At 49.4% G+C, this 23,064-nt stretch carries 21 protein-coding genes; 19 read left to right on the plus strand and 2 right to left on the minus strand.

The features are described from left to right. The first annotated feature begins 54 nt into the window (after window positions 1-54). The 4 genes from SYN_RS16250 (at window position 55) to SYN_RS07495 (ending at window position 2,008) form a co-directional block, all read left to right on the plus strand. The gene (locus SYN_RS16250) at window positions 55-549 is read left to right on the plus strand and encodes a metallophosphoesterase family protein (RefSeq protein WP_041585518.1); all 495 of its coding nucleotides are present in this window, start codon (window positions 55-57) and stop codon (window positions 547-549) included. 120 nt (window positions 550-669) lie between these two features. Then, window positions 670-1,155 carry an HIT family protein gene (locus SYN_RS07485; protein WP_011417469.1) on the plus strand — a complete coding sequence of 162 codons (486 nt, stop codon included), beginning with the start codon at window positions 670-672 and terminating at the stop codon, window positions 1,153-1,155. 1 nt (window position 1,156) lies between these two features. After that, complete coding sequence (locus tag SYN_RS07490) at window positions 1,157-1,477, plus strand: LapA family protein (protein ID WP_011417470.1); 321 nt, start codon at window positions 1,157-1,159, stop codon at window positions 1,475-1,477. A 60-nt stretch (window positions 1,478-1,537) separates the two neighbouring features. Next, entirely contained in the window at window positions 1,538-2,008 is a 471-nt protein-coding gene (locus SYN_RS07495) for a Mut7-C RNAse domain-containing protein (RefSeq protein WP_049749941.1), read from the plus strand. Here SYN_RS07495 and mog read toward each other — a convergent pair. Beyond that, on the minus strand, window positions 1,974-2,468 hold the full coding sequence (gene mog, locus SYN_RS07500; protein WP_041584862.1) for a molybdopterin adenylyltransferase: 495 nt from the start codon (window positions 2,466-2,468) through the stop codon (window positions 1,974-1,976). The genes SYN_RS07495 and mog overlap by 35 nt on opposite strands. 4 nt (window positions 2,469-2,472) lie before the next feature. Continuing rightward, window positions 2,473-4,548 carry an elongation factor G gene (gene fusA, locus SYN_RS07505; protein WP_011417472.1) on the minus strand — a complete coding sequence of 692 codons (2,076 nt, stop codon included), beginning with the start codon at window positions 4,546-4,548 and terminating at the stop codon, window positions 2,473-2,475. Window positions 4,549-4,945: 397 nt separating this feature from the next. On the opposite strand from fusA, the gene SYN_RS07510 reads away from it, so the two are divergent. The 15 genes from SYN_RS07510 (at window position 4,946) to SYN_RS07580 (ending at window position 23,063) form a co-directional block, all read left to right on the plus strand. Further along, window positions 4,946-6,406 (plus strand): acetyl-CoA carboxylase biotin carboxylase subunit, encoded by a 1,461-nt coding sequence (locus SYN_RS07510; RefSeq protein WP_011417474.1) that lies wholly within the window; start codon window positions 4,946-4,948, stop codon window positions 6,404-6,406. 129 nt (window positions 6,407-6,535) lie between these two features. Further along, on the plus strand, window positions 6,536-8,476 hold the full coding sequence (locus SYN_RS07515) for a biotin/lipoyl-containing protein (protein WP_041585520.1): 1,941 nt from the start codon (window positions 6,536-6,538) through the stop codon (window positions 8,474-8,476). 88 nt (window positions 8,477-8,564) lie between these two features. Further along, the gene (locus tag SYN_RS17055; RefSeq protein WP_353740323.1) at window positions 8,565-8,807 is read left to right on the plus strand and encodes a DUF4911 domain-containing protein; all 243 of its coding nucleotides are present in this window, start codon (window positions 8,565-8,567) and stop codon (window positions 8,805-8,807) included. A 548-nt stretch (window positions 8,808-9,355) separates the two neighbouring features. Next, complete coding sequence (locus tag SYN_RS07525; protein WP_049749942.1) at window positions 9,356-11,581, plus strand: SF1B family DNA helicase RecD2; 2,226 nt, start codon at window positions 9,356-9,358, stop codon at window positions 11,579-11,581. Between the two features lie 278 nt (window positions 11,582-11,859). Further along, window positions 11,860-14,385 (plus strand): preprotein translocase subunit SecA, encoded by a 2,526-nt coding sequence (gene secA, locus SYN_RS07530; RefSeq protein WP_011417480.1) that lies wholly within the window; start codon window positions 11,860-11,862, stop codon window positions 14,383-14,385. Window positions 14,386-14,449: 64 nt separating this feature from the next. Then, the gene (gene argJ / locus SYN_RS07535) at window positions 14,450-15,643 is read left to right on the plus strand and encodes a bifunctional glutamate N-acetyltransferase/amino-acid acetyltransferase ArgJ (protein ID WP_041584863.1); all 1,194 of its coding nucleotides are present in this window, start codon (window positions 14,450-14,452) and stop codon (window positions 15,641-15,643) included. A gap of 20 nt (window positions 15,644-15,663) precedes the next feature. Continuing rightward, window positions 15,664-16,314, plus strand: coding sequence for a polysaccharide deacetylase family protein (locus tag SYN_RS07540; protein ID WP_011417482.1), 651 nt, complete (start codon window positions 15,664-15,666; stop codon window positions 16,312-16,314). 338 nt (window positions 16,315-16,652) lie between these two features. Then, window positions 16,653-17,057, plus strand: coding sequence for a nucleoside diphosphate kinase regulator (rnk, locus tag SYN_RS07545; RefSeq protein WP_011417484.1), 405 nt, complete (start codon window positions 16,653-16,655; stop codon window positions 17,055-17,057). Window positions 17,058-17,291: 234 nt separating this feature from the next. Beyond that, window positions 17,292-18,125, plus strand: coding sequence for a 30S ribosomal protein S2 (gene rpsB / locus SYN_RS07550; protein ID WP_011417486.1), 834 nt, complete (start codon window positions 17,292-17,294; stop codon window positions 18,123-18,125). Between the two features lie 24 nt (window positions 18,126-18,149). Further along, window positions 18,150-18,755 (plus strand): translation elongation factor Ts, encoded by a 606-nt coding sequence (gene tsf / locus SYN_RS07555; RefSeq protein ID WP_011417487.1) that lies wholly within the window; start codon window positions 18,150-18,152, stop codon window positions 18,753-18,755. A 59-nt stretch (window positions 18,756-18,814) separates the two neighbouring features. Beyond that, window positions 18,815-19,534 (plus strand): UMP kinase, encoded by a 720-nt coding sequence (gene pyrH, locus SYN_RS07560; RefSeq protein ID WP_041585522.1) that lies wholly within the window; start codon window positions 18,815-18,817, stop codon window positions 19,532-19,534. 3 nt (window positions 19,535-19,537) lie between these two features. Continuing rightward, the gene (gene frr, locus SYN_RS07565; protein WP_011417489.1) at window positions 19,538-20,095 is read left to right on the plus strand and encodes a ribosome recycling factor; all 558 of its coding nucleotides are present in this window, start codon (window positions 19,538-19,540) and stop codon (window positions 20,093-20,095) included. Between the two features lie 148 nt (window positions 20,096-20,243). Then, window positions 20,244-21,026 carry an isoprenyl transferase gene (locus SYN_RS07570; RefSeq protein ID WP_049750042.1) on the plus strand — a complete coding sequence of 261 codons (783 nt, stop codon included), beginning with the start codon at window positions 20,244-20,246 and terminating at the stop codon, window positions 21,024-21,026. 70 nt (window positions 21,027-21,096) lie between these two features. Continuing rightward, entirely contained in the window at window positions 21,097-21,903 is an 807-nt protein-coding gene (locus SYN_RS15270) for a phosphatidate cytidylyltransferase (protein ID WP_011417491.1), read from the plus strand. Continuing rightward, window positions 21,900-23,063 (plus strand): 1-deoxy-D-xylulose-5-phosphate reductoisomerase, encoded by a 1,164-nt coding sequence (locus tag SYN_RS07580; protein ID WP_011417492.1) that lies wholly within the window; start codon window positions 21,900-21,902, stop codon window positions 23,061-23,063. Before SYN_RS15270 ends, SYN_RS07580 begins: the two co-directional genes overlap by 4 nt. Window position 23,064 lies beyond the last annotated feature (1 nt).

The raw sequence follows: 23,064 nt of genomic DNA on the forward strand, positions 1-23,064 counted from the left end.
CGATGCCGATATAATTTTGTGCTTATTTTAAACAGAGACAAGAGGGCTTCTCAGGTGAAGATTGGTGTGATTTCGGATACCCATCTGCCCGGCTGCGATGAAAAGCTGAAAAGAATTGTCGACCGGTATTTTCACGATGTGGACATGATTATCCATGCCGGGGATCTTGTGGATATCCGTGTTCTGGATGCATTTGGCGACAGGCAGGTCAGGGCGGTTTGTGGAAATATGGATAACCTTTCGGTTCGACAGCGTCTTCCGGATCGTTTGATTCTTGACATCCAGGGATTTCATCTGGGAGTAATGCACGGCTGGGGAACAGCCGAGAACCTTGAAGAGAAGATATATCATCTTCTTGGTCCCGTGGACTGTCTCATCTACGGGCATACACATTATCCTGTAAACAGAGTGAAAGAGGGGGTGCTCTTTTTTAATCCGGGATCGGCATTGGATAAACGGTTCACTCGGGAAAATACGTTGGGAATTCTGAAGATCGGGGATCGGATCACAGGGGAAATCATCAAAATTGAAATTGAAAAAGAACAATGAATACCGTAATAGTAAGAGTCCGGCTGTTCAAGGATAGGGATTCTTTTGACACTGCCTGCGGGTGGCGACAGTAGAATCCGCATCGTTTTTAATGTCAGATATCGGCAAGGATAATAATTTATGAAATCAATATATGCTCCGTGGCGCATGGCCTATATCAAGGGTAAGAAGGTTGAAGGATGCGTATTCTGCAAGGAATCCGTTCGGGACGATCAATACGTTCTTCTGGAAGGCAAAACGGCTTTTGTCATGCTTAACGCGTATCCATACACCAACGGGCATCTGATGATCATTCCCTATCGTCATCTCGGCAGCCTGGAATTTCTGCTTCCGGAGGAGAGACTGGAAATGTTTGACCTCGTGGATATTTCGGTAAGGGTATTAAAGGAGGCCATGTGTCCGGACGGTTTCAATATCGGCATCAATCTCGGCAGAGCAGCGGGAGCTGGGATCGAAGATCACATTCATATTCACGTGGTCCCGCGATGGAACGGCGACACCAATTTCATGAGTGTGGTGGGAGGAATACGCGTTATCCCTGATGACATTCTCAAGTGCTGCGAACAAATCAAGTGCCTTTTCGATAAATATCGACCGGAGGAATGAGATGAAGATCCTTTACACAATCATAATCGTTCTGCTGATTCTCTTTGTCGTTACCTTTTCCCTGCAGAATACACTTCAGGTGCGTCTAGTTTATTATGATGTACTGGATGTCATCTTGCCTGTTTACATGCTGATTTTATTTGCCTTTCTGATCGGAGTGATTTTTACGGGCTTCATGGGTATTATCGAACGATATCGGTTGAACCGCACCATCAACCGTCTGAATCGAATGGTCCGGGATTTGAAGAGGGATGTGCGGGAAAATGAACCGCCTGTCGTCCGTGAGGACACTCGACAGCATGACCAGGCGCTGCAGAACTGATCAGGGGAGAGGATATGCTCAGGCTGCGGTCTTTCATCGTAACAAAGTACGGAGACCTGCATGCAATTCATAACCGATATCAATCTCGGACGGCTGGCAGTGCGGTTGCGCATGCTCGGTTTTGATACGATTTTTTACAGAGGAACCGCAGACCGAAATTTTCTGAGAATAGCACAGCAGGAAAACCGGGTCGTGTTGACGAGAAAAAGGGAGCTGGCGAAGCGACAATTTCAAGGGATTCTTGTCGTGGTTGAAAGCGACCGGGTTGAAAGACAATTAGAAGAATTACTATCGAAGCTGAATCTGAAACCGCAGTCCGACCGGTATTTCACCCTCTGTTTACGGTGCAACGTTCCTCTCCAGGAAATTTTGAGGGAGGATGTCGTAAATCGCGTACCACCTTACGTATATGAAAATTATTCCCGTTTCATGACCTGCCCCCGATGCGGTGCAATCTACTGGCCGGGAACCCACATCGAGCATGCTCGGAATTGGATCAGGGCGTTGCGCATTCCGTCTCGTCACCCCTGATTTTTTCCAGGGCGTGTTTTAAGGCAGGCAGAATAACGGCCAGATTTTCTCGAACCCCCCTTGGGCTTCCTGGAAGGTTGATGATCAGAGTCTGTCCCCGAATTCCAGCGACCGCCCGCGATATCATGGCATGAGGTGTTTTTTTCAGACTTTCCTGCCGCATCGCCTCCGCCATTCCTGGAAGAACCCGCTCAATCACTTCCAAAGTGGCATCGGGCGTCACGTCCCTCGGGGTGACGCCCGTTCCACCTGTCGTAACAATCAGATCCAGTTTCTTATTGTCGGCCAGATCAATCAGGGTTTGCCGGATTTGATCCTTTTCATCGGGAATAATCGCCGTTTCACTGATGAGGATGGAAAGCTCTTCCAGCATGCGAACAACTTCCTTTCCACTCAGGTCCTCACGTTCTCCCCTGGAACCTTTATCGCTCACGGTGACAACCCCTGCAGAAAACGACATGATCTCAAGCCTCTTCCTTTTTTGATTCCGCAATAATTTTTTCTGCCAGATGCGCCGGCACTTCTTCGTAATGAGAGTGCGAATAAGTAAATGTACCCCTGCCGCTTGTCATGGAGGTTAGATCAGGTGCGTATTTCAGGATCTCAGCCAGAGGGACCTGCGCCTTGATGATCTGATGAGGGCCCTTGCTGTCCATTCCCAGGACCTTGCCGCGTCTGCTGTTCAGATCGCCGATGACATCCCCCATGTATTCGTCGGGGATCTCGATTTCGATGTTGACGATCGGTTCAAGAAGGATTGGCTGACAGTCCATGATGCCTTTTTTGAAAGCCATGGACCCGGCGATCTTGAAGGCCATTTCCGAGGAATCCACGGTATGGTAGGATCCGTCAACAAGAGAGACCTTTATATCGACAACGGGATAGCCTGCAATCACACCATCCGCCATGGCCTCGACGATGCCTTTTTCCACGGCGGGACGGTACTGCTGAGGAATGACGCCACCCACAATTTTATCCTCGAATAAAAAGCCCTCACCGCGCGGCATGGGCTCGATATCGATCCAGCAGTCTCCGAACTGGCCTCGACCTCCCGACTGCTTTTTGTAACGGCCCTGGACGTTAGTCTTGCCTTTTATCGTTTCCCGATAAGGAACTTTCGGCTGTTTTAAAATGACTTCCACACCGAACTTCCGCCTCATCTTTTCCACATTGACCTCAATATGGACCTGCCCCATGCCGGAAAGGATCATTTCCTTCGTTTCCTCATTGCGAACAAAGGTCAGGGTCGGATCCTCTTCACTGAGGCGCAGAATGGAGGAGACGATTTTTTCTTCATCACCCCGGGCCTTCGGCTCAATGGCAAAAGACATGACGGCGGGTGGCGGCTCAACTTTTTCATAAATCACAGGGAATTTTTCCGCGCAGAGTGTATCACCCGTTACCGCCTCCTTAAGCTTGGCCACTGCGGCTATGTCGCCGGGTATAAGAAGTTCGGCAGGTTTCTGGTTTTTTCCTTCAAGATAGAACAAGTTGCCGAAACGCTCGCTCGTTTTGCGTGTCGAGTTGTAGACAGGGGTATCCGATTTTAATGTTCCTGAATAGACACGGAAAAGAGTCAACCGGCCGGCATATGGATCAGCAATCGTCTTGAAGACGTATGCAGAGAAGGGAGCGGTTTCATCGGGAAGCCGTTCCTCGATATCCTCCGTGCCCGGTTTCCGGCCGACAGCATGGCCGCGGTCTACAGGCGAAGGAAGATATCGGACAATGACGTCCAGCAGCGGGGTTATTCCGATATGCTTGAGTGCTGAGCCGCATATCACCGGAACAATGGATCCGGAAAGGACGCCTGCCTTAAGACCGTTTTTCATGTCTTCCACACTGATCTCTCCATCCTCAAGGTATTTTTCCATGAGGCTCTCATCAGACTCGGCGATGTCTTCCATCATCGTTTCCCGCAGACTTTCTGCTTCATCCTTCAGGTCCGCCGGGATATCGACAGTCTTGTATCCACCCTTGGGGCCTTCGAAAAAACAGGCCTTCATGGCGACCAGATCGACGACGCCCTTAAAGGATTCTTCGGCGCCGATGGGCAGGAAAATGGGTGTTACCTTCTGAATCCGGGTTTTGATGCTTTCCAGAGCCTTGGAAAAATCGGCGCGTTCCCGGTCCATCCGGTTTATGAAGATGATACGGGGAAGTTTGTAACGATCGGCATATTCCCAGACTTTCTGCGTCTGAAATTCCACACCGCTGACTGCATCAACCAGGATGACTGCGGCGTCAGCAACACGCAGACAGCTTCTTGTATCAAAGGCAAAATTGGAATCACCGGGGGTGTCCACGAGGTTGATTTTGTGCTTCTCCCAGTCCACAAAGCCTGTGGCGGCGGTGATGGAGATATGCTTTCTCTGCTCTTCCGGCTCGTAATCAAAAGAGGAGGAGCCTTCGTCCACCCGACCCGGTCTTTCAGTCTTACCACTGACAAAAAGAAAGGATTCGCAGAGCGTGGTTTTTCCGGTTCCGCCGTGTCCTACGATTGTGACATTTCTCAAACTCCTGGATTCGTATTTTGCCATGAAATCTCCTTTCGGTATCTTTCCATATCAATCATGAAACAGCTGTTTCCGCTGCGGCTCTTTAGCTTATTCCCTGTTTTAAAGTCAAGTCAAATTTAGCTCTTAGAGTCAATCCCTCACAATATTGCAGGCTGATTTTCCGAGTCAAAATGTACATGAAATCATTTTTAACGGGAAGCGGGCCATGCTTCATAATTGGATTGACAACGCCAAGGAAACACAGTATAAAATTCGACCCACAATGGATAACCATGCTCGCAATATGAACCCGCCTGTCGCACGAACGCGTTGTTTTTTCAATTTTGGAAAGTGATTTCAGAAATAACTCAACGTGCAGGTATTCCGGTAATTCCGCACAGATGAGATAGGTGAAGAGTGTACGAGAGGAAGAGATAATATGGCTGTTACAAAGAAAAAGATAAAGAAGGTTCTGATTGCCAACAGAGGTGAGATTGCTCTGCGAATCCTCCGGACAGTCAAGGAACTTTCCATGGATAGTGTCGTGATCTATGAAAAGCCGGACAGCGAAGCGTATTATATCCGTCTTGCCGACGACGCTATCATGATTGGTGATGGACCACGGAAGGATTATCTGGATATCGATAAGATCATCTGGGCAGCCCGGAAAAGCGGTGCGGATGCCATTCATCCCGGCTATGGGTTTCTGTCGGAAATTCCGGAATTTTCCGCGGAATGTGCGCGGGCCGGGATTGTTTTTATTGGTCCGCCTCCCGATGTCATCCGCAATCTGGGTAATAAAGTCGTAGCCCGGGATATAATCGAGAAGGCGAACCTTCCCTTTATTCCGGGAACAAAAGATTTATTCCGCGGTGATGCCGGACTTCGGGAAGCTATTGCCTTTGGACGCCGTTATGGTTACCCCGTGATGCTGAAGGCTTCTTCAGGGGGTGGTGGCCGTGGGATCAGGAAGGTCATCAACGAGGCCGACCTCGAGATTCAGCTGCCCCAGGCGAGAGCGGAGGCACTTTCCGCGTTCGGCGACGAAAACGTCTATGTGGAAAAATGCATCGAAGCACCGCGGCATGTGGAAATACAGATCCTTGCCGACTCTTACGGTAATGTCATTCACCTGGGCTCGCGGGACTGTTCCATCCAGAGACGTCATCAGAAACTCCTGGAAATCGCACCGGCAGATCTTCCCCCTGACGTGCTCAATGCCATGTACGGCGCCGCTATCGAAGCAGCCAGAGTCGCGGGATATGTCAATGCCGGAACGGTCGAGTTTCTTGTCGATTCCCGAACGAATGAATTCTGGTTCATGGAGATGAATACCCGCCTTCAGGTTGAGCATACGGTGACGGAAGAATTGACCGGCGTGGATATCGTCCGGGAACAGATCCGGATTGCCGAAGGTGAGCATCTGAGTATTCCCCTGGAAAGAATTCATTTAATGGGTAAGGCTGTTCAGGTCCGGATTAATGCTGAAGATCCCAAGAACAATTTCATGCCGGAAGGGGGAAAAAGGGTGGAAGTTTATCAGTCCGCCGGCGGTCCGGGAGTGCGACTTGATGGCCTGGTTTATCAGGGATATAAAATTCCCACGGAATACGATTCGCTGATGGTGAAAATGACCGTTCGCGGATTCAACTGGGAGCAGACTATTCAAAGACTGAAAAGATCCCTCGAGGGGTTTCTCATTGTCGGGCTCAAAAGCACGGTGCCATTTTATCTTGCGATCTGTGACGAACCCGATTTCCAGGCGGGGAAATTCGATACCAGTTACATCGAAACGCACCCTGAAATTTTCAATTACCCTGAAGCAGAGCGGGAAATTGCAAAACTTTCAAGGCTTATCGCCGAAACGCACGCAAAGAAGATCAATCCTTATGCCTATTAGCCTGCGGCAAATCGTCCGGCCGCCCGCCGATGACGCTTCGCAGAAAATTCAAGCCATTCCCGGCATTTTCTCTCTGATGGCGAGGAGGGGCTTTAACCTAAACTTAAAATGAAAATTAAAGTATATCCTATGAAGATATCCGAACATCTCCTTGAAGAACGAATTTCACCCCAAGACTTAAAGAAAAAAGGCGTTTCCTTTATTGTTGATAAAATCCGGCGATCCGAGGGGTATTACGTGACCAACACGGAGCGGGACCTCTCCCAGTCCGATTTCAAGAACCGGGTCATGCCCCATACACAGCTTCTCGTAGCCAGGGAACGAAATGAAGCAGGCTTTTTTTCCATTGAGATTACAGGCGGCGCCTCGATTCACGTTGACATGCTGCGCAAACAGATTAATCCCCTGGAAAAGCTGGAAGTATTAAGCGCCAACATGCCGGATACGCTTTTTCAGACCCTGTGCCGGGGGATAAACATGTTTGGATACCGGCCCTATCCAGAAAACGTGATCCGTTTGACGGTTCGATCCTTTGCCCGATACGTCCATATATGGAGGGTGTTCGATTTCCTGAACCACGTTTCGAACATGATCCCTGTGTTTGAAGAAGTGAGGGCGTCGGGCTGCCTTCTGGAGCCGGCCATCTGCTTTTCCACGGGTCCCGAACACACGGACGCCTATTATGTAAAAAAAGTCGGAGAGATCCTCGATGTTACCGGACCCGATATCCTGTTGGCCATCAAAAACCATGGAGGACTGGGGACACCCAAACGGATCGGCGAACTGGTGCGATCCATATTGAATGCCTACCCCGATCTGATTATCCATTATCACGGACACAACACGGATGGCGCGGATGTCGGCAGGATTGTAGAGGCTGTGCGGAACGGCGCAAAGATCGTCGATGCCGCGGACCATGCTTTTACCGGTTTTTACGGACCGCCTCCGCTGCTGACCGTTGTGGATGTCCTGCAGGAATATGGATACCGGCCATCCGGACTGAATCGTCAGGCAGTTATGGATACCTCAAATAAACTTCGACCGGAACGTGAATACTATAAGGACTTTGAGTCTCAGTTTCTTGGGTTTGATTCCACGGTCCAGATTCACAAACTGCCCGGGGGGGCAACCGGTTCGAGCTTTGAGCAGGCCGTGAAGGGGGGATTCCTGAACCGCATGCCGGAGATCCTGCAGAACGAACTGCCCCGCGTTCATGTTGAACTGGGGAACTGGTGGAGCGTCACGCCCGGGTCTCAAATTCTCTGGACCACCGCCGTCAATAATGTCCTTAAAGGGCAACGGTATAAGGAAGTCAATGACGACCTGAAAAATCTCATGCTGGGGCGTTACGGAGAACTTCCTTTTTATCGCCCTTCGGATGAAATTTATTGTTCGGTCTTTGGACCTGAATGGAAAAAAATAGTTGAGCAGGAATACGGCTTTCAGAAGGTGGAGGATATCGACATCGAAGTCGAGAAAAAGGTGCTGGAACACCGGTTGGGACGCGAAGCGACGGAAGACGAACTCGTCCTTTACCTGCAGCATCCCAATGACGCGGTGGATTTTTTCAAATTCGAAGCCAAATACGGCAAAACCTGGGTGCTGCCGCCAAAGATATGGTTTAAAAAGGGCGGCTTCAATCTGGGTGAAAAGTTCGAAATTCTCGATGCATTCGGAAAACTGCATATCATTGAAATCGGAACCCAGCGGAAAACAAAGACCGGTGACGCGATTACTTACATGCTCATCGATCACCATTCACAGCCCATCCTGACCGAATTGGAAGGTGAGGGACCGTCAGCGGCAAGAAAGATCCAGTTGACAGCCAAAGAGATCGACGCCCTGGCTCTGTCCGGCGACATCCGTTCACACATTACCGGTACAGTGAGCGAAATTCCTGTTTCGGAGGGAGATGAAGTGTCCGCGGGCCAGATCCTCATCATCCTTGAGGCGATGAAGATGTTGAACAATGTTGTTTCTGAAGTCAACGGCCAGGTTTCGGAAATTTTTGTTTCCCCTGGAGACAGGGTTGAAGTCGGCGCGCCGCTGCTGATGATAAAAAAAGCATAATGCTTTCAGGTTAATCGCTTCTTTATCGAATGGGAAAAAGAAGAGGAGCGGGAACCCGGTTTGTTCAGATTATGATATTAAGATTATGATGTTAAGTACAAAGATTCTTCGTTTAAAGAGAGAAGATCTTGTTCTTATACAATATATTCTTGAAGGATATGAAGGCATCTGTTCCATCTCTACGGTAGACTCTCGTGTGGCCTTGATCCGTGTCACTTTAATGCCCGGTTTGGAATCGGCGTTATCGGAAATCCTCGACCGGTTGCGATCGGAATTTAATTTCGAGGACGTTCCGCCGTCCTGTTCTGAATTCGAAGGCAAGTCGTCATGAAAGCACCGTTGAACCTGATCTCAGTCTCGATTTTTTTCCTTTTTCTGTCAGGCATGAGTTCTCGCTCAGGCCGGAACCCGGAAACAATCCCTCTACCTGAGAAAAACTTTACGGCAACTTTATTGACGTATCCGATATGGTTACGGAATGCCGAAATGTCAGCATTGAAGGCGGGACATACATTTCAGGAAAAAGAGGAGAGGGATTTCTTTCAATTCCCTTTGAAAATCTTACGTCAATTACTTTTTTTCATACCGAAGGAACATTAAAGGGAGTCATTAAACTCCGCACCGGAAGTTCCATAGAATTAATCATGAAAAAAGACAACGAAGCTTACGGACTGACCCGTTATGGAGATTTTCAGATTAAACTCGTGGATTTGAGAAAAATAATCCTGGGGACGCAGGCGTCCCGGTGGTGAATTCTGAAGATGCTGCCCCTCAGGAATGCAACAGTTCAGAGTTTGAATTGTTCACGTTACCACCCTGTACAATCATCACGACATCAAGATTTTGGTGTCGCCACTCCATATTCCCGGAATCTTTAAAATGGAAAAATCCCCGGACAGAACGCATTCCTCGGCAGACCCGCTGGTTGACCTTCAGGGGCACATTGAGCGCGTCAGTTACATCAATGAAGAAAGCGGTTATACCGTTGCCCGGGTGAAGGTATCCGGCCACCGTGATCCGGTGACGGTGGTGGGCGGCATGATGAACCCCACGCCCGGGGAAAAGGTCCGGATGAAGGGGGAATGGACGAATCACCCCCGGTTCGGGGAACAGTTCCGTCTCGTGTTCTGCGAATCTTCCGTTCCGGCAACGGCCGTCGGCATCGAGAAGTATCTGGGATCGGGGCTGATTAAAGGGATTGGCCCCGTCATGGCACGGCGGATGGTGGAGAAGTTCGGCGAGGCCACTCTGGAAATCATCGATCAGGATAGTGCCCGCCTTCAGGAAGTGGAGGGCATCGGTGAAAAACGGATCACCATGATCCGCAGGGCATGGGAAGAACAGCGGGAAATCCGGTCCATCATGATTTTTCTTCAGTCACATGGGGTCAGCGCAGCCTATGCAGCCCGGATCTTCCGTCAGTACGGCAATGCCGCCATAAAGGTGCTTCAGGAAAACCCCTATCGCCTTGCCACGGATATCTTCGGAATCGGGTTTCTCACGGCCGACCGAATCGCTGAAAAGATGGGCTTTGCCCGGGATTCCCATCTCCGTGCGGAAGCGGGAATCCTCTATGTCCTTCATGAACTTTCCGAGGAGGGCCACGTCACTTACCCTGCCGGGCCGCTGATCCGAAAATGTGAGGAAACCCTCGAAATCGATCGGAAATTCATCGCTGCGGCTCTGGAAGGGATTGCCGGAGAGCGACAGATCGTCATTGAAGACGGAGCATCTTTCCCCGAGGCACTCCCGGACCGGACCGTTTCCCTGGCAAAATATCACCTTTCGGAAACGCAGACCGCAGCCAGGCTGAGGATTCTGCTGAACACTCCGTCAGCTCTCCGTGAAATCGAAACAGAGAAGGCCATCGCCTGGGTGCAGGAAAAATTATCCCTGACTCTGGCGCACAACCAGATCGAGGCGATTCGTGCCGCCGTGTCGAATAAGCTGCTGGTCATAACCGGCGGACCGGGGACAGGGAAAACCACGATTATCAATGCGATCATTCGCATTTTTTCCGCATCGGGGACCAAGATTCTGCTGGCTGCGCCCACGGGGAGGGCGGCCAAACGAATGAGCGAAGCCACAGGGATGGAGGCGAAGACGATTCACCGGCTGCTGGAATACAGCCCTCAGAAGGGTGGATTCCAGAAAGACGACACATCCCCCCTGGACTGCGAGATGCTGATCGTGGACGAGGCTTCGATGATCGACATCATCCTGATGCATCACCTTGTAAAGGCCATTCCTCTTCCGTCCTCTTTCATCATGATCGGGGATGGCGATCAACTTCCCTCAGTGGGAGCGGGCCGCGTTCTGAATGACGTGATCGAATCGGGTTGCCTGCCTGTGGTGGAATTGCGTGAAATCTTCCGTCAAGCGCGGGAAAGCTCCATTATCAACAATGCCCACGAAATCAACCGGGGGAAATTTCCCCGCCTCCAGCCCCCCGGAGACCGGTTGGATGACTTCTATTTTGTGGAACAGGAAGATCCGGAAAAAGTGGTCGATCTGATTATCCGCCTGGTAAGGGAACGCATTCCCCAGCGTTTCGGGCTTGATCCAATGGAAGACATTCAGGTGCTTACTCCCATGCATCGGGGTCTTGCCGGGGCGGGGAATCTGAACAGCGTCCTGCAGGCGACACTGAATCCCGGTAAAGACGGTCTGCAGAGGGGCGGGAGGTTTTACCTCGTCGGAGACAAGGTCATGCAGATCCGCAATAATTATGACCGCGACGTTTACAACGGCGATATCGGCAGGATTGTCCGGCTGGACCATGAACTTCAGGAAGCCACCCTGAACTTTGACGGGCGCGAGGTTGTCTATGAGTATGGCGATTTGGAGGAGATTGTCCTGTCGTATGCCGTTTCTGTCCACAAATCACAGGGGGCGGAATATCCCGCCGTGATCATGCCTCTGCTTATGCAGCATTACATGCTTCTTCAGCGGAATCTCCTCTATACGGCGGTTACGCGCGGGAAAAAACTGGTTGTGATTATTGGCTCAAAAAAGGCATTGGCCATCGCCGTCCGTAACAACAAAACACATAAGCGTTTCACACTGCTCAGCCAGCGTTTGCGGAAGGCAATGGCCGAATCATGAATATCCACCATCAGAAATGGCATTTATGCCGGAAGCAGTGAAGAGATGGCTGCGGATGTTCGTTAGGGGCCAATGTTGAACATGGCGCAGCGAACCTGGAATTCCGCAGTAAGGGGATGAAGGGAAATGTCAATGGCATAACGGTTGACATCCTTTCAAAATGGTGTATGAAAAGCGCATTATTTTATTCTGAAAAGACTGTCATCCCAGATCCAGGATTTAAACCGGCAGCCCGCAGGCCGGTTTCATCAGAAGAAGGTTATAGTAAAGGTTATAATATGTTTGCATCAGTCCTTAAAAAGATCGTAGGTACAAAAAACGACAGGGAACTCAAGAAATATTCTTTAATACAACGTGAAATCAATGCCTTGGAATCATCCATCGCTGCACTGAGCGATGAGCAGCTCAAGGAAAAAACGCCTTATTTCAAGGAAAAACTGCATACCGGAGCCAGTCTGGACGACATTCTGCCCGAAGCCTTTGCCGTCGTCCGTGAAGTCGCCCGGAGAACGGTGAACATGCGTCCCTTTGACGTTCAGCTTATCGGAGGGATGGTGCTTCACGAGGGCAAAATTGCGGAAATGAAGACGGGTGAAGGAAAGACCCTGGTAGCCACGATGCCCATGTATCTCAACGCGCTGGAAGGGAAGGGCGCCCATCTGGTTACCGTCAACGATTACCTGGCCAGTCGTGATGCCGAATGGATGAGCCCGATCTACAGCTTCCTGGGCTTGTCCGTGGGGGTGATCGTACATGGCATGGATGATGATGAGCGAAGAGCCGCCTATGCCTGCGATATCACCTACGGCACGAACAACGAGTTCGGATTCGATTACCTGCGGGACAATATGAAATATTCCCTGGAGGATTATACGCAGCGCGAATTTAATTATTCGATCGTCGACGAAGTGGACAGCATCCTTATAGACGAGGCACGGACGCCGCTGATCATTTCCGGTCCGTCTGAAGAATCGACCGATAAATACTATCGGATCAATCAGATTATCCCCAGACTGAAGAAGGAAAGGGACTACACTATCGATGAAAAGAGCCGGACCGTCGTCCTGACGGAAGAGGGAGTTGCGAGGGTTGAGTCCTATCTGAACGTTTCAAACCTGTATGAACCCCGGAATATCGATACCCTCCATCACGTCAATCAGGCCCTTAAGGCTCATACGCTTTTCAAGCGCGATGTGGATTATCTCGTGAAAGACGGGCAGGTCATTATCGTCGATGAATTCACCGGACGGATCATGCCCGGCAGACGGTACAGCGATGGTCTGCACCAGGCCCTGGAAGCCAAGGAAAAGGTCAAAATTGAACAGGAAAACCAGACGCTGGCCTCCATCACGTTCCAGAATTTCTTCCGGATGTACTCCAAACTGGCCGGCATGACAGGTACAGCCGACACCGAGGCCGCAGAGTTCAAGAAAATCTATAATCTGGATGTGGTCGTGGTGCCGACAAACATGCCGATGATCCGGGTGGATCATACCGATGTCATCTACAAGACGGAAAAGGAGAAGTTTTCTGCGGTCATCGAGGAAATCAAGGAACTGCACAAGGCGAAAAGGCCGGTTCTGGTGGGAACCATTTCCATTGAAAAGTCGGAGCTTCTAAGCAAATACCTGACTCAGACAGGCATCCAGCATCACGTTCTGAATGCGAAAAATCATGAAAAGGAGGCGGAAATCGTCTCCCAGGCCGGTCAGCCCGGTCAGGTGACCATCTCCACGAACATGGCCGGCCGCGGGACAGACATCAAACTGGGCGAAAGGGTGGCGGAACTGGGCGGGTTGCATATCCTGGGCACGGAGCGGCACGAGAGCCGCCGAATTGACAATCAGCTCCGGGGGCGTTCCGGTCGACAGGGCGATATGGGATCTTCCCGGTTTTATCTCTCCTTGGAAGACGATCTCCTGCGAATTTTCGGGGCGGAAAAAATTTCTTCCATCATGGACAAGATCGGAATTGAAGAGAACCAGCCCATAGAGCATAAACTTATCTCCAGGGCCATCGAAAATGCGCAGAAGCGGGTTGAAGGGCAGAACTTTGATATCCGCAAGCATCTTCTGGAATATGATGACGTCATGAACCGTCAGCGGCAGGTCATTTACGAGCAGCGGAGAAATGTGCTCAAAGGTGACGAACTGCGCGAAGACCTTCTGGATATGATTGAAGAAGTTGTTGAAGATTTTGTTCCGGAATACGTAGATGAAAAGCGTCACCCCGATGAATGGAATCTCAAGGGACTGGAGGACAGGGTCTTAAAGCAATTTTCCCTGAGGCTGGATTTCAGCAAGTCGGGCGATGTCGGGAGCCTGGAAGATATTCAGGAAAAAATCGTTGCAGCCGTCAATGATCTTCTTAACAGAAAAGAAGCGGAATTCGGGAAGCCGCTTATGGATTATCTCATCAGGATGATCAGCATCCAGTCTATCGACAGCCACTGGAAGGATCATCTGCTGGCCATGGATCACCTCAAGGAAGGCATTGGTCTGAGGGGATATGGGCAGAAGGACCCCGTGCGGGAATATCAGAAAGAGGGGTATGACCTCTTTATGGATATGATTCGGCGGATCAAGGAAGACACTCTTGAAAAACTCTGCATGGTACAGATCCGGCGAGAGGAAGAGGTGGAAGAAATGCGGGAGCAATCCCGGCAGAATTACATCATGAACCGGGGCGAAGATATTGCAGCGCCGGCGACTGTCAGAAGAAAAAATGAAAAAGTCGGTCGCAACGATCCCTGTCCCTGTGGCAGCGGGAAAAAATACAAGAAGTGCTGCGGTGCTAATAAATAACAATGTCTGACTCAGAAAAACAGACCCGCTCGAAATATGAACAGCTGAAAAACAGGTGAATCACATGAATTCTCATGAATATTATGTCCCCGGTTATCTGGCCAACGGGATTTCCGCAGGGATCAAGGAGGCGGGCAGGAAAGACCTTGCCCTGATTTTTTCCGAAGTTCCGGCGAAAGCTGCCGGTGTATTCACAACGAACTGTTTTAAAGCAGCCCCGGTATTGGTGGATATGGAAAGAATATCTTCAGGGACTGCCCAGGCCATTCTGACCAACAGCGGCAACGCCAACGCCGCGACGGGCGATGAGGGATACCGGGATGCCTTGACCATGTCCCGCGTCGCCTCCAGACAGCTTCACATTGCTGATGAACTGGTTATGGTGGGCTCCACCGGAGTGATTGGCCACCCCCTGCCCGTAGATAAAATAGAAAACGCTGTCGAACCACTGGCTGCCGGGATGCACTCCGGAGGAATACCCGCTGCCGAAGAGGCCATGATGACGACCGACCGGTTTCCGAAAATGTCATGCCGGAAAATCCTTATCGGTTCCAGAGAAGTCACACTCTGCGGCATTGCCAAGGGGGCGGGCATGATACAACCCAATATGGCCACTATGCTGGCCTATCTGATGACGGATGCCGATATCGAGATCTCCGCTCTGAATGCGGTCTTTAAGGAAGGGGTTGCGCAGAGCTTCAATGCCATTTCTGTTGACGGCTGCATGAGCACGAACGACACGGCGCTCATTCTTGCCAACGGCATGGCCGGCAATCGGACGATCCGCAGGCGATCCCGGGAACTTACACCCTTTCGGGAGATGCTGTTTGCTGTTCTGAACGAACTCTGCCGAGATATGGTCCGTGACGGCGAGGGGGCGACAAAACTCATCGAGCTGGTCGTGGAAGGGGCAAGGACGGATTCGGAGGCCCGTCGGGTAGCCTATGCCGTGGCCAACTCCAATCTGGTCAAAACAGCCTTTTACGGGGGAGATCCTAACTGGGGACGTATCATCTCGGCAGCCGGCTCGCTTGGCATTCCACTGCCTGTAAAAGCAGTGAAACTCTTTTTTGATGACGTATGCCTTTTCTCAGCAGGTCAGGGGACAACGCCACCAGCAGACCGGGTAGCGGCCATCATGGCCCAGGATGACATTCAGGTCCGTCTCGATCTTGCCATGGGGAATAAAAGATTCAGGATTTACACGTCCGATCTTTCCTTCGAATATGTGAAAATCAACGCCCATTATCACACCTGATTCCAGTACGGCAGACCGGGATGAAAGTAATTCAATGCTGGGATGACGGTCCTGTCAATGATCTCCGCCTGATCGATATTCTGAGGCGTTATCAGGCAAGGGCAACATTCTGTCTCAATCCAGGCCTTTATCAGGATGAACGATCCTTCGGTTGGCTTCATGATGGTCAGGAAGTCTGGCGGCTCAGTATTCATGAATTGCCTGAGGTGTATGAGGGATTTGAGATCTGCAACCACTCCATGACCCATCCTGACCTGACCGGACTGACGGGTGAACGGTTGGACTGGGAAATCAGAGCCAGCCGGGAGCTCCTGGAAAAAATCTTTCAGAAGCCGGTCCTTGGGTTCTGTTATCCTTTCAATGCGTATGATCATTCGACTCTTCATGCCGTTCGTTCGGCCGGTCATCTCTGGGCGCGATGCGGGCAGAACGGAAAGCATATTTTTCCGCCGGATGATCCATTGAGGTTTTCTCCCCATTGCCACTTTCTTGATCCGGAATTCCGGCTTAAATACGAACACGCGAAAAAAAAGGAAAAAATATTTTTCTTCTGGGGGCACAGCTATGAACTTACTTCAGAGGACATGTGGGTAAAATTTGAAGGCTGGATCAAAGAAGCAGGTTCAGATGAAACAGTGGAATGGTCGTTCATAGATGACCTGTTTGGATGAAATAAAGGACTCTTCCCTATTCATGTCTTGACATGAAGACAATAAAATGATTACGTAAAACCGTCATTTGCAGTTTCAATTACAATATGCGTCATGAATCCTGATGAATCCGGGATCTCATCCAGAATAGTCCCGGCCGATCAGAATTTATTTCCGCCGATTTCGCGCAAACCGGCAGCAAAGGCGTCAACAGTCAATATAGAATTGCGTTGTTTGAAAGGTGCCCACAACAGGCGGGTGCCTTTTTTTAGCTTTTATCCACCCATGGCCGACGTCATCTGAAGAATCGCAGTTGGGATAAATTAGATATTTTCTTACAGTATCAGGAGCGTGTAATTATGAACAAACGTCGAATTTATGTCACAGAACAGGATATGGAGAGACTGGAGGATCTCCTGGAAACATCGAAGAAATCAGAGTATGCGCGGAGTCTGGAAGCTGAGCTGGTAAATGCCGTCGTGGTGCCTTCGGAAGAGATGCCTCCAGATGTCGTGACTATGAACTCCTGTGTCTGTTTTGAAGATCTGACGACAGGAAACAGGGAAACCATAACACTGGTTTATCCTGGTCAGGCCAATATGGCTTCCGGGAGGGTTTCCGTGCTTGCGCCCGTCGGTTCGGCTTTGATCGGGTTATCGGTCGGCCAGACAATTGAATGGCCCATGCCGAACGGCCGTAAACGACGTCTGCGCATTGTGGAAGTGCTTTATCAACCTGAAGCGGCAGGGGATTTCCATCTATAGCGGAAGCTCCTTCCGTGTTAACCCGCATGGCAATTCCAGTTGACAAATTCCATCCGTGGAATCTTACTTCGGCAATGTCTTTCTGTTTTATCTTGCGTATTATCAATCTTTATGCTATCAGCCTGCGCAATTCACACATCCTCGGACCGGACGGCTGTTGCTTTTGGTTTCAAGAGTTTCCGTTCGGAATGAAAAGGATGGAGGATAAATAAAAAACAAAAGAGGAGTTTATTTATGGCAATTATTTCAATGAAGCAATTGCTGGAGGCAGGGGTCCATTTCGGACATCAGACGAACAAATGGAATCCGAAGATGAAACCGTATATCTTCGGGGCAAGAAACAACATCTACATTATCGATCTCCAGCAGACGGTAGGATTGTTTCAGAATGCTTATAATTTTGTTATCGACACCGTTTCCGAAGGTGGGGAAATCATGTTTATCGGGACAAAGAAACAGTCCCAGGATTCCATCCATGATGAAGCCACGCGATGTGGGATGCCCTATGTGAACCAGCGATGGCTGGGCGGGATGCTGACGAATTTTGTCACCATCAAAAAGAGAATCGACCGCTTGAATTATCTGGACCAGATTTTTGAGGACGACAGCGTCCGGGCATTTCCTAAAAAGGAAATCATGGGTCTCCAGAAGGAGAGGGAGAAACTGGTGAAGGTTCTGGGCGGGATTCAGAAGATGAAAAGTCTTCCCGCCGCTCTGTTTATCGTCGATCCGAAAAGGGAAACCATCGCCGTCAACGAAGCAAAGAAGCTTCGAATTCCCATCATAGCCATCGTCGATACAAACTGTGATCCTGAAAATATTGATTATATCATTCCAGGAAATGATGACGCCATCCGGGCGATCAAACTCTTTTCTTCAAAATTCGCCGATGCGGTTACCGAAGGAAAGCGGCGGTATGAAGAACGCCTTCAGGCGGAGACGGACAAGGATGCTGAATCCTCGACTGTACAGCAGGAAGAAAATCCGGAAGCGGATATACCTGAAAGCATTGAGACCAAGGAAAGCGTCTCTGCTGCAGCGGATTCCGATCTGGACGAAAACGAGTAGCGAAATGTAGAGGAGGAATATAAAGTGGGTATTACATCAGCAATGGTCAAAGAATTGAGAACGAAAACGGGGGCGGGAATGATGGACTGCAAAGAAGCCCTGACTTCGTCCAATGGAGATTTTGAAAAAGCGATAGATTATCTGCGGAAGAAGGGCATGTCTGCGGCAACGAAGCGCTCTTCCAAGGCAGCAAAGGAAGGAACCATCGCCTCCTACATCCATATGGGAGGAAGAATCGGTGTGATGGTTGAGCTGAACTGTGAAACGGACTTTGTCGCAAAGACAGAAGATTTTAAGAATACGGCAAAAGATATCGCCATGCATGTGGCTGCCTCCAACCCGACTTATGTGAATCCCGATGAAATTCCGGAAGAAGCTCTGGAAAGAGAAAAGGAAATCTATCGAAGTCAAGCCCTGGCTGAGAAAAAACCGGAGAAGATCTGGGATAAAATCATCGAAGGAAAACTCAATAAGTATTACGAGGAAGTATGCCTGACCAAACAGAAATTCATCAAAAATACGGATATCACTATTGAAACCCTCATCAATAATCTGATTGCCAAGACCGGCGAAAATGTCATTATTCGACGTTTCGCCCGTTATCAGCTCGGAGAGGAACTCAAAAAATAATTTTTTGCAGGAAATTCCTGATATTTAAAGGAATACGTTAAAGGCAAGTGGTCAATTTCTTGGAAAAGCCGGTTTATAAAAGGGTCCTGCTGAAGCTCAGCGGGGAAGCCCTGATGGGCGGTCACCGAAGCAGCAGTATTGATCCGGAAATGGTCAATGCAATTGCTGCTGAAATAAAGGAGGTCGTCAATCTGGGCGTTTCTCTGGGGGTTGTGGTCGGTGGCGGAAATATTTTTCGTGGTGTCGAAGCCAATGCGAAAGGTATGGACAGAACTTCTGCGGATTACATGGGCATGCTTGCCACGGTGATCAACAGTCTGGCCCTGCAGAGCGCTTTTGAAAGAATTGGAATCGACACGCGGGTGCAGTCCGCCATCGCTATGCGGGAAATTGCCGAGCCCTTTATCCAGCGGAAAGCGATGAGCCACCTGGAAAAGAGACGGGTGATGATTTTTGCGGCTGGAACTGGAAATCCCTACTTTACCACCGATACGGCCGCTGTTTTACGGGCGATGGAAATCAAGGCGGATGTGATCATGAAAGCGACCAAGGTGGACGGGGTTTATGACAAGGACCCGGTTGCTTATTCCGATGCCGTAATGTACAAAAATATCACCTATAGTGATGTGTTGGCTCAGAACCTGAAAGTAATGGACGCAACCGCGATATCTCTCTGCCGGGATAACCATCTGCCCATCCTGGTGTTCAATCTTCAGAAACCCGGCAATATTGTCAGATGTATTTCCGGAATACCCATAGGAACCCTTGTTGGAGATTAACAAATGAAGGACATGGTCTTTGACGAACTGAAGCAGAATATGGAAAAAGGATTGCAGGCTCTGGAAAAATCCTTTAACAAAGTGCGTACGGGAAGAGCTTCAATATCATTGCTTGACGGAATTAAAGCGGATTATTACGGTACACCGACGCCTCTCAATCAGGTCGCTACCCTTTCTGTTCCGGAAAGTCGGCAGATCCTGATTTCTCCGTGGGATACCAGTGCCCTGAACGCCATAGAAAAGGCGATTCAGAAATCCGACCTGGGACTCGTTCCGAATAATGACGGCAAGGTTATACGGATTTCTATTCCGCCATTGACTGAGGCCCGACGGAAGGAACTGGTCAAAGTCGTTAGGAAGATGGCGGAAGAATGCAAGGTTAAACTCAGAAACGCCCGAAGAGACGCCAACGAAGAATTCAAATCCATGAAAAAAAATAATGATATTTCCGAAGATCAGATGCATGATTATCAGGATCAGGTTCAAAAAATGACAGACAGCTATATTGAAAAGTCAGAGGATATTCTCGTACAGAAAGAAAAAGAAATTATGGAGATATAGCCGGTTTCCGGAATTGCATGTTTCTTTTATAATCAGGGAGGGGAGCCAAGAGGCTCCCCCTTTTGTTCAATAGGCGTTTTTTTACAGCCTGATTTATATCCTTTCCCAGGGAATAAGTCATGGGGGCCGGTAGACAATCTGTTATATGATGGCAGAAAATAAAGAAGCATCCGGAAAGTATTTGAAGGACCTTGATCCTGATAAAATGCCCAGGCATATTGCGATCATTATGGATGGAAATGGTCGATGGGCAGAAAAACATACTCTGGGCCGAATCTTCGGGCACAAAAAGGGAGCTGAAGCTGTTCATGTGGCGGTACGAACCTGTCGAGAATTAGGAGTGAAATATTTGACTCTTTATGCTTTTTCTATTGAAAACTGGTTTCGACCCACGATTGAAATCAACGCGCTGATGAATCTTCTTGAAGAATACCTGAGCAGCCAGCTTGAAGAGATGATGGAATACAGGATTCGGCTGAAGGTCATCGGCGATTTTAATTCTCTCCGGGATTCCGTGAAGAAGAAATTGCGCGATGTCATGGATAAAACAGCCTCCAACGATGCCATGACACTGACGCTTGCCCTCAGTTACGGAGGGCGGGACGAGATCCTGTCGGCGGTAAAGCAGATATTGAAGGATGGGATGGAGGGACGCATTAAACCGGAAAATTTGGACCGCGAGCTGTTTTCCCATTATCTTTATACGGCTGAAATGCCGGATCCTGACCTTCTGATTCGCACCAGCGGTGAGTACCGCATCAGCAATTTCTGCCTCTGGCAGATCGCCTATACCGAATTCCATTTTACAGAGGTTTTGTGGCCTGATTTCAGCAGGGATGATATGATCAGAGCGATCGCCGATTATCAATCCAGGGAAAGACGGTTTGGAATGACAAGTGAGCAGGTTAGAGTAAATCATTACAAATCTTGAGTAATCAATCTATTATGATGGTCATGGTTTTCGGGAGGAGCAGGATACACACTCGCCGATGGAATAGAATATGACGCCGCACGTTCAACGATGGGTAACAGGATTAATTGCCGTACCGTTTCTCTTTGCGGTCATTTATTTCGGATCGGAAACGCTGTTTGCCCTCGTGGTGGGCGCGGCCATTCTTGCGGCATGCGCTGAATATAACTTTATGGCCTTCGGGAAAGGATTTTCCTGGGAAAAAGGGGCGGTTATGTTCAGTGGCGCTTTTCTTCCCTCTGCGGCCTTGCTGGGAGGCGAGTCCTTGCTGATGGCTGCTTTCACCGCCACGATCATGATTTTTTTTCTGATCTTTCTTGGAAGCATTCATGAAGGAAAAATTACGGTCATTCCCGTCAGCCGGGTTTTTTTCGCCATAGTCTATATTCCTTTAATGCTCTCCTATTTTATTTTGATCCGACAATGGGAAAATGGTGTGTTATGGATCTTCTTCATCTTGATTCTAACGGCTTCAGGTGATATCTCCGCTTTTTATTTCGGACGGACGCTGGGAAAGCATAAATTTTATCCCCTGGTCAGTCCGGGAAAGACGGTGGAGGGTGCCATCGGCTCTTTTGCGGGCAGCATTCTCGCCTGTATTCTTTATAAAACCTGCGTCCTGCCCTCACTGCCTCTTTTTCACGTGCTGATTCTGGCCTGCGTCGGCAGCTGTTTCGGTCAGTTGGGCGATCTCTGCGAGTCCGCAATTAAAAGGTCTGCAGGAGTAAAAGACTCAGGAACTATCTTTCCCGGACATGGTGGAATTCTTGATCGGTTGGACAGCCTGATCTTTCTCGCACCTTTTGTTTATTATTATCGTATTTTTTTGATCGTATGAAAAAGATATCTCTTCTTGGTTCCACAGGTTCCATCGGTTGCAGCGCTCTCGAAGTGATTCGCAGAAATCCGACAAAGTTTCAGATCGTTTCATTGGCTGCCGGGCGTAATATTGACCTGCTCAAGAAACAGATTGAAGAATTTCATCCGGTTATGGTTTCCGTTCTCGAACAGGAATGTGCGGCCGCACTGAAAAAGAAACTGAGTCCTTCATCGGGTATCGAGATCCTTTACGGTTGTGAAGGCTGTTGCAGAGTTGCCTCTGTTGAAGATGCCGACATGGTGATTTCGGCCATAGTTGGAGCGGCAGGGCTTCTACCGACACTGGCGGCGATTGACGCAGGCAAGGACATTGCGCTGGCCAACAAGGAAACCCTGGTCATGGCGGGAAAGCTCGTAACTGAAAAGGCAAAATACAGGGGAGTGACGATTTTTCCTGTGGACAGTGAACACAGTGCTATTTTTCAGTGCCTTGCCGGCCAGAATTCTAAAACGGTAAGGCGTGTTCTTCTAACGGCATCGGGTGGCCCCTTTTACCGATTTTCTTCGAAACAACTGGAGTCTGTGAAACCCGGAGATGCCCTGAAACACCCCAACTGGGTCATGGGAAACAAAATTACAATAGATTCGGCAACAATGATGAACAAGGGGCTGGAAATCATCGAAGCACACTGGCTTTTCAACATGGATATCGAAAGGATCCATGTTTACATTCATCCACAGAGCATTGTTCATTCCATGGTGGAATACATTGATGGTTCCGTTATTGCGCAGCTTGGCATCCCGGACATGAAAATTCCCATTGCTTACGCGCTCTCTTTTCCGGAAAGGCTGGATTGCCCGGAACTTTCCCTGGACCTTTTCAGGGTTGGTAAACTGGAATTTTTCCCCCCTGATGTCAACCGCTTCCCCTGTCTTTCCCTGGCATGTGAAGCGGTTCGACAGGGAGGGACGATGCCCGTGGTCCTGAACGCGTCCAATGAAGTCGCCGTTGAAGCGTTTCTCGCGAAGAGACTCCCTTTTACCCGGATTTCCGAACTTGTTGATCGGGCCATGAGTTCCCATCAGTGCATGACCTCTCCAGAAATCGAAGATATTCTGGAAGCAGATGGGTGGGCACGCAAAGAAACTGAAAAACTTCTAAAGAGCATGGGGCATTAAA

It is taken from the genome of Syntrophus aciditrophicus SB (assembly GCF_000013405.1).
Taxonomy (GTDB): Bacteria; Desulfobacterota; Syntrophia; order Syntrophales; family Syntrophaceae; genus Syntrophus; species Syntrophus aciditrophicus.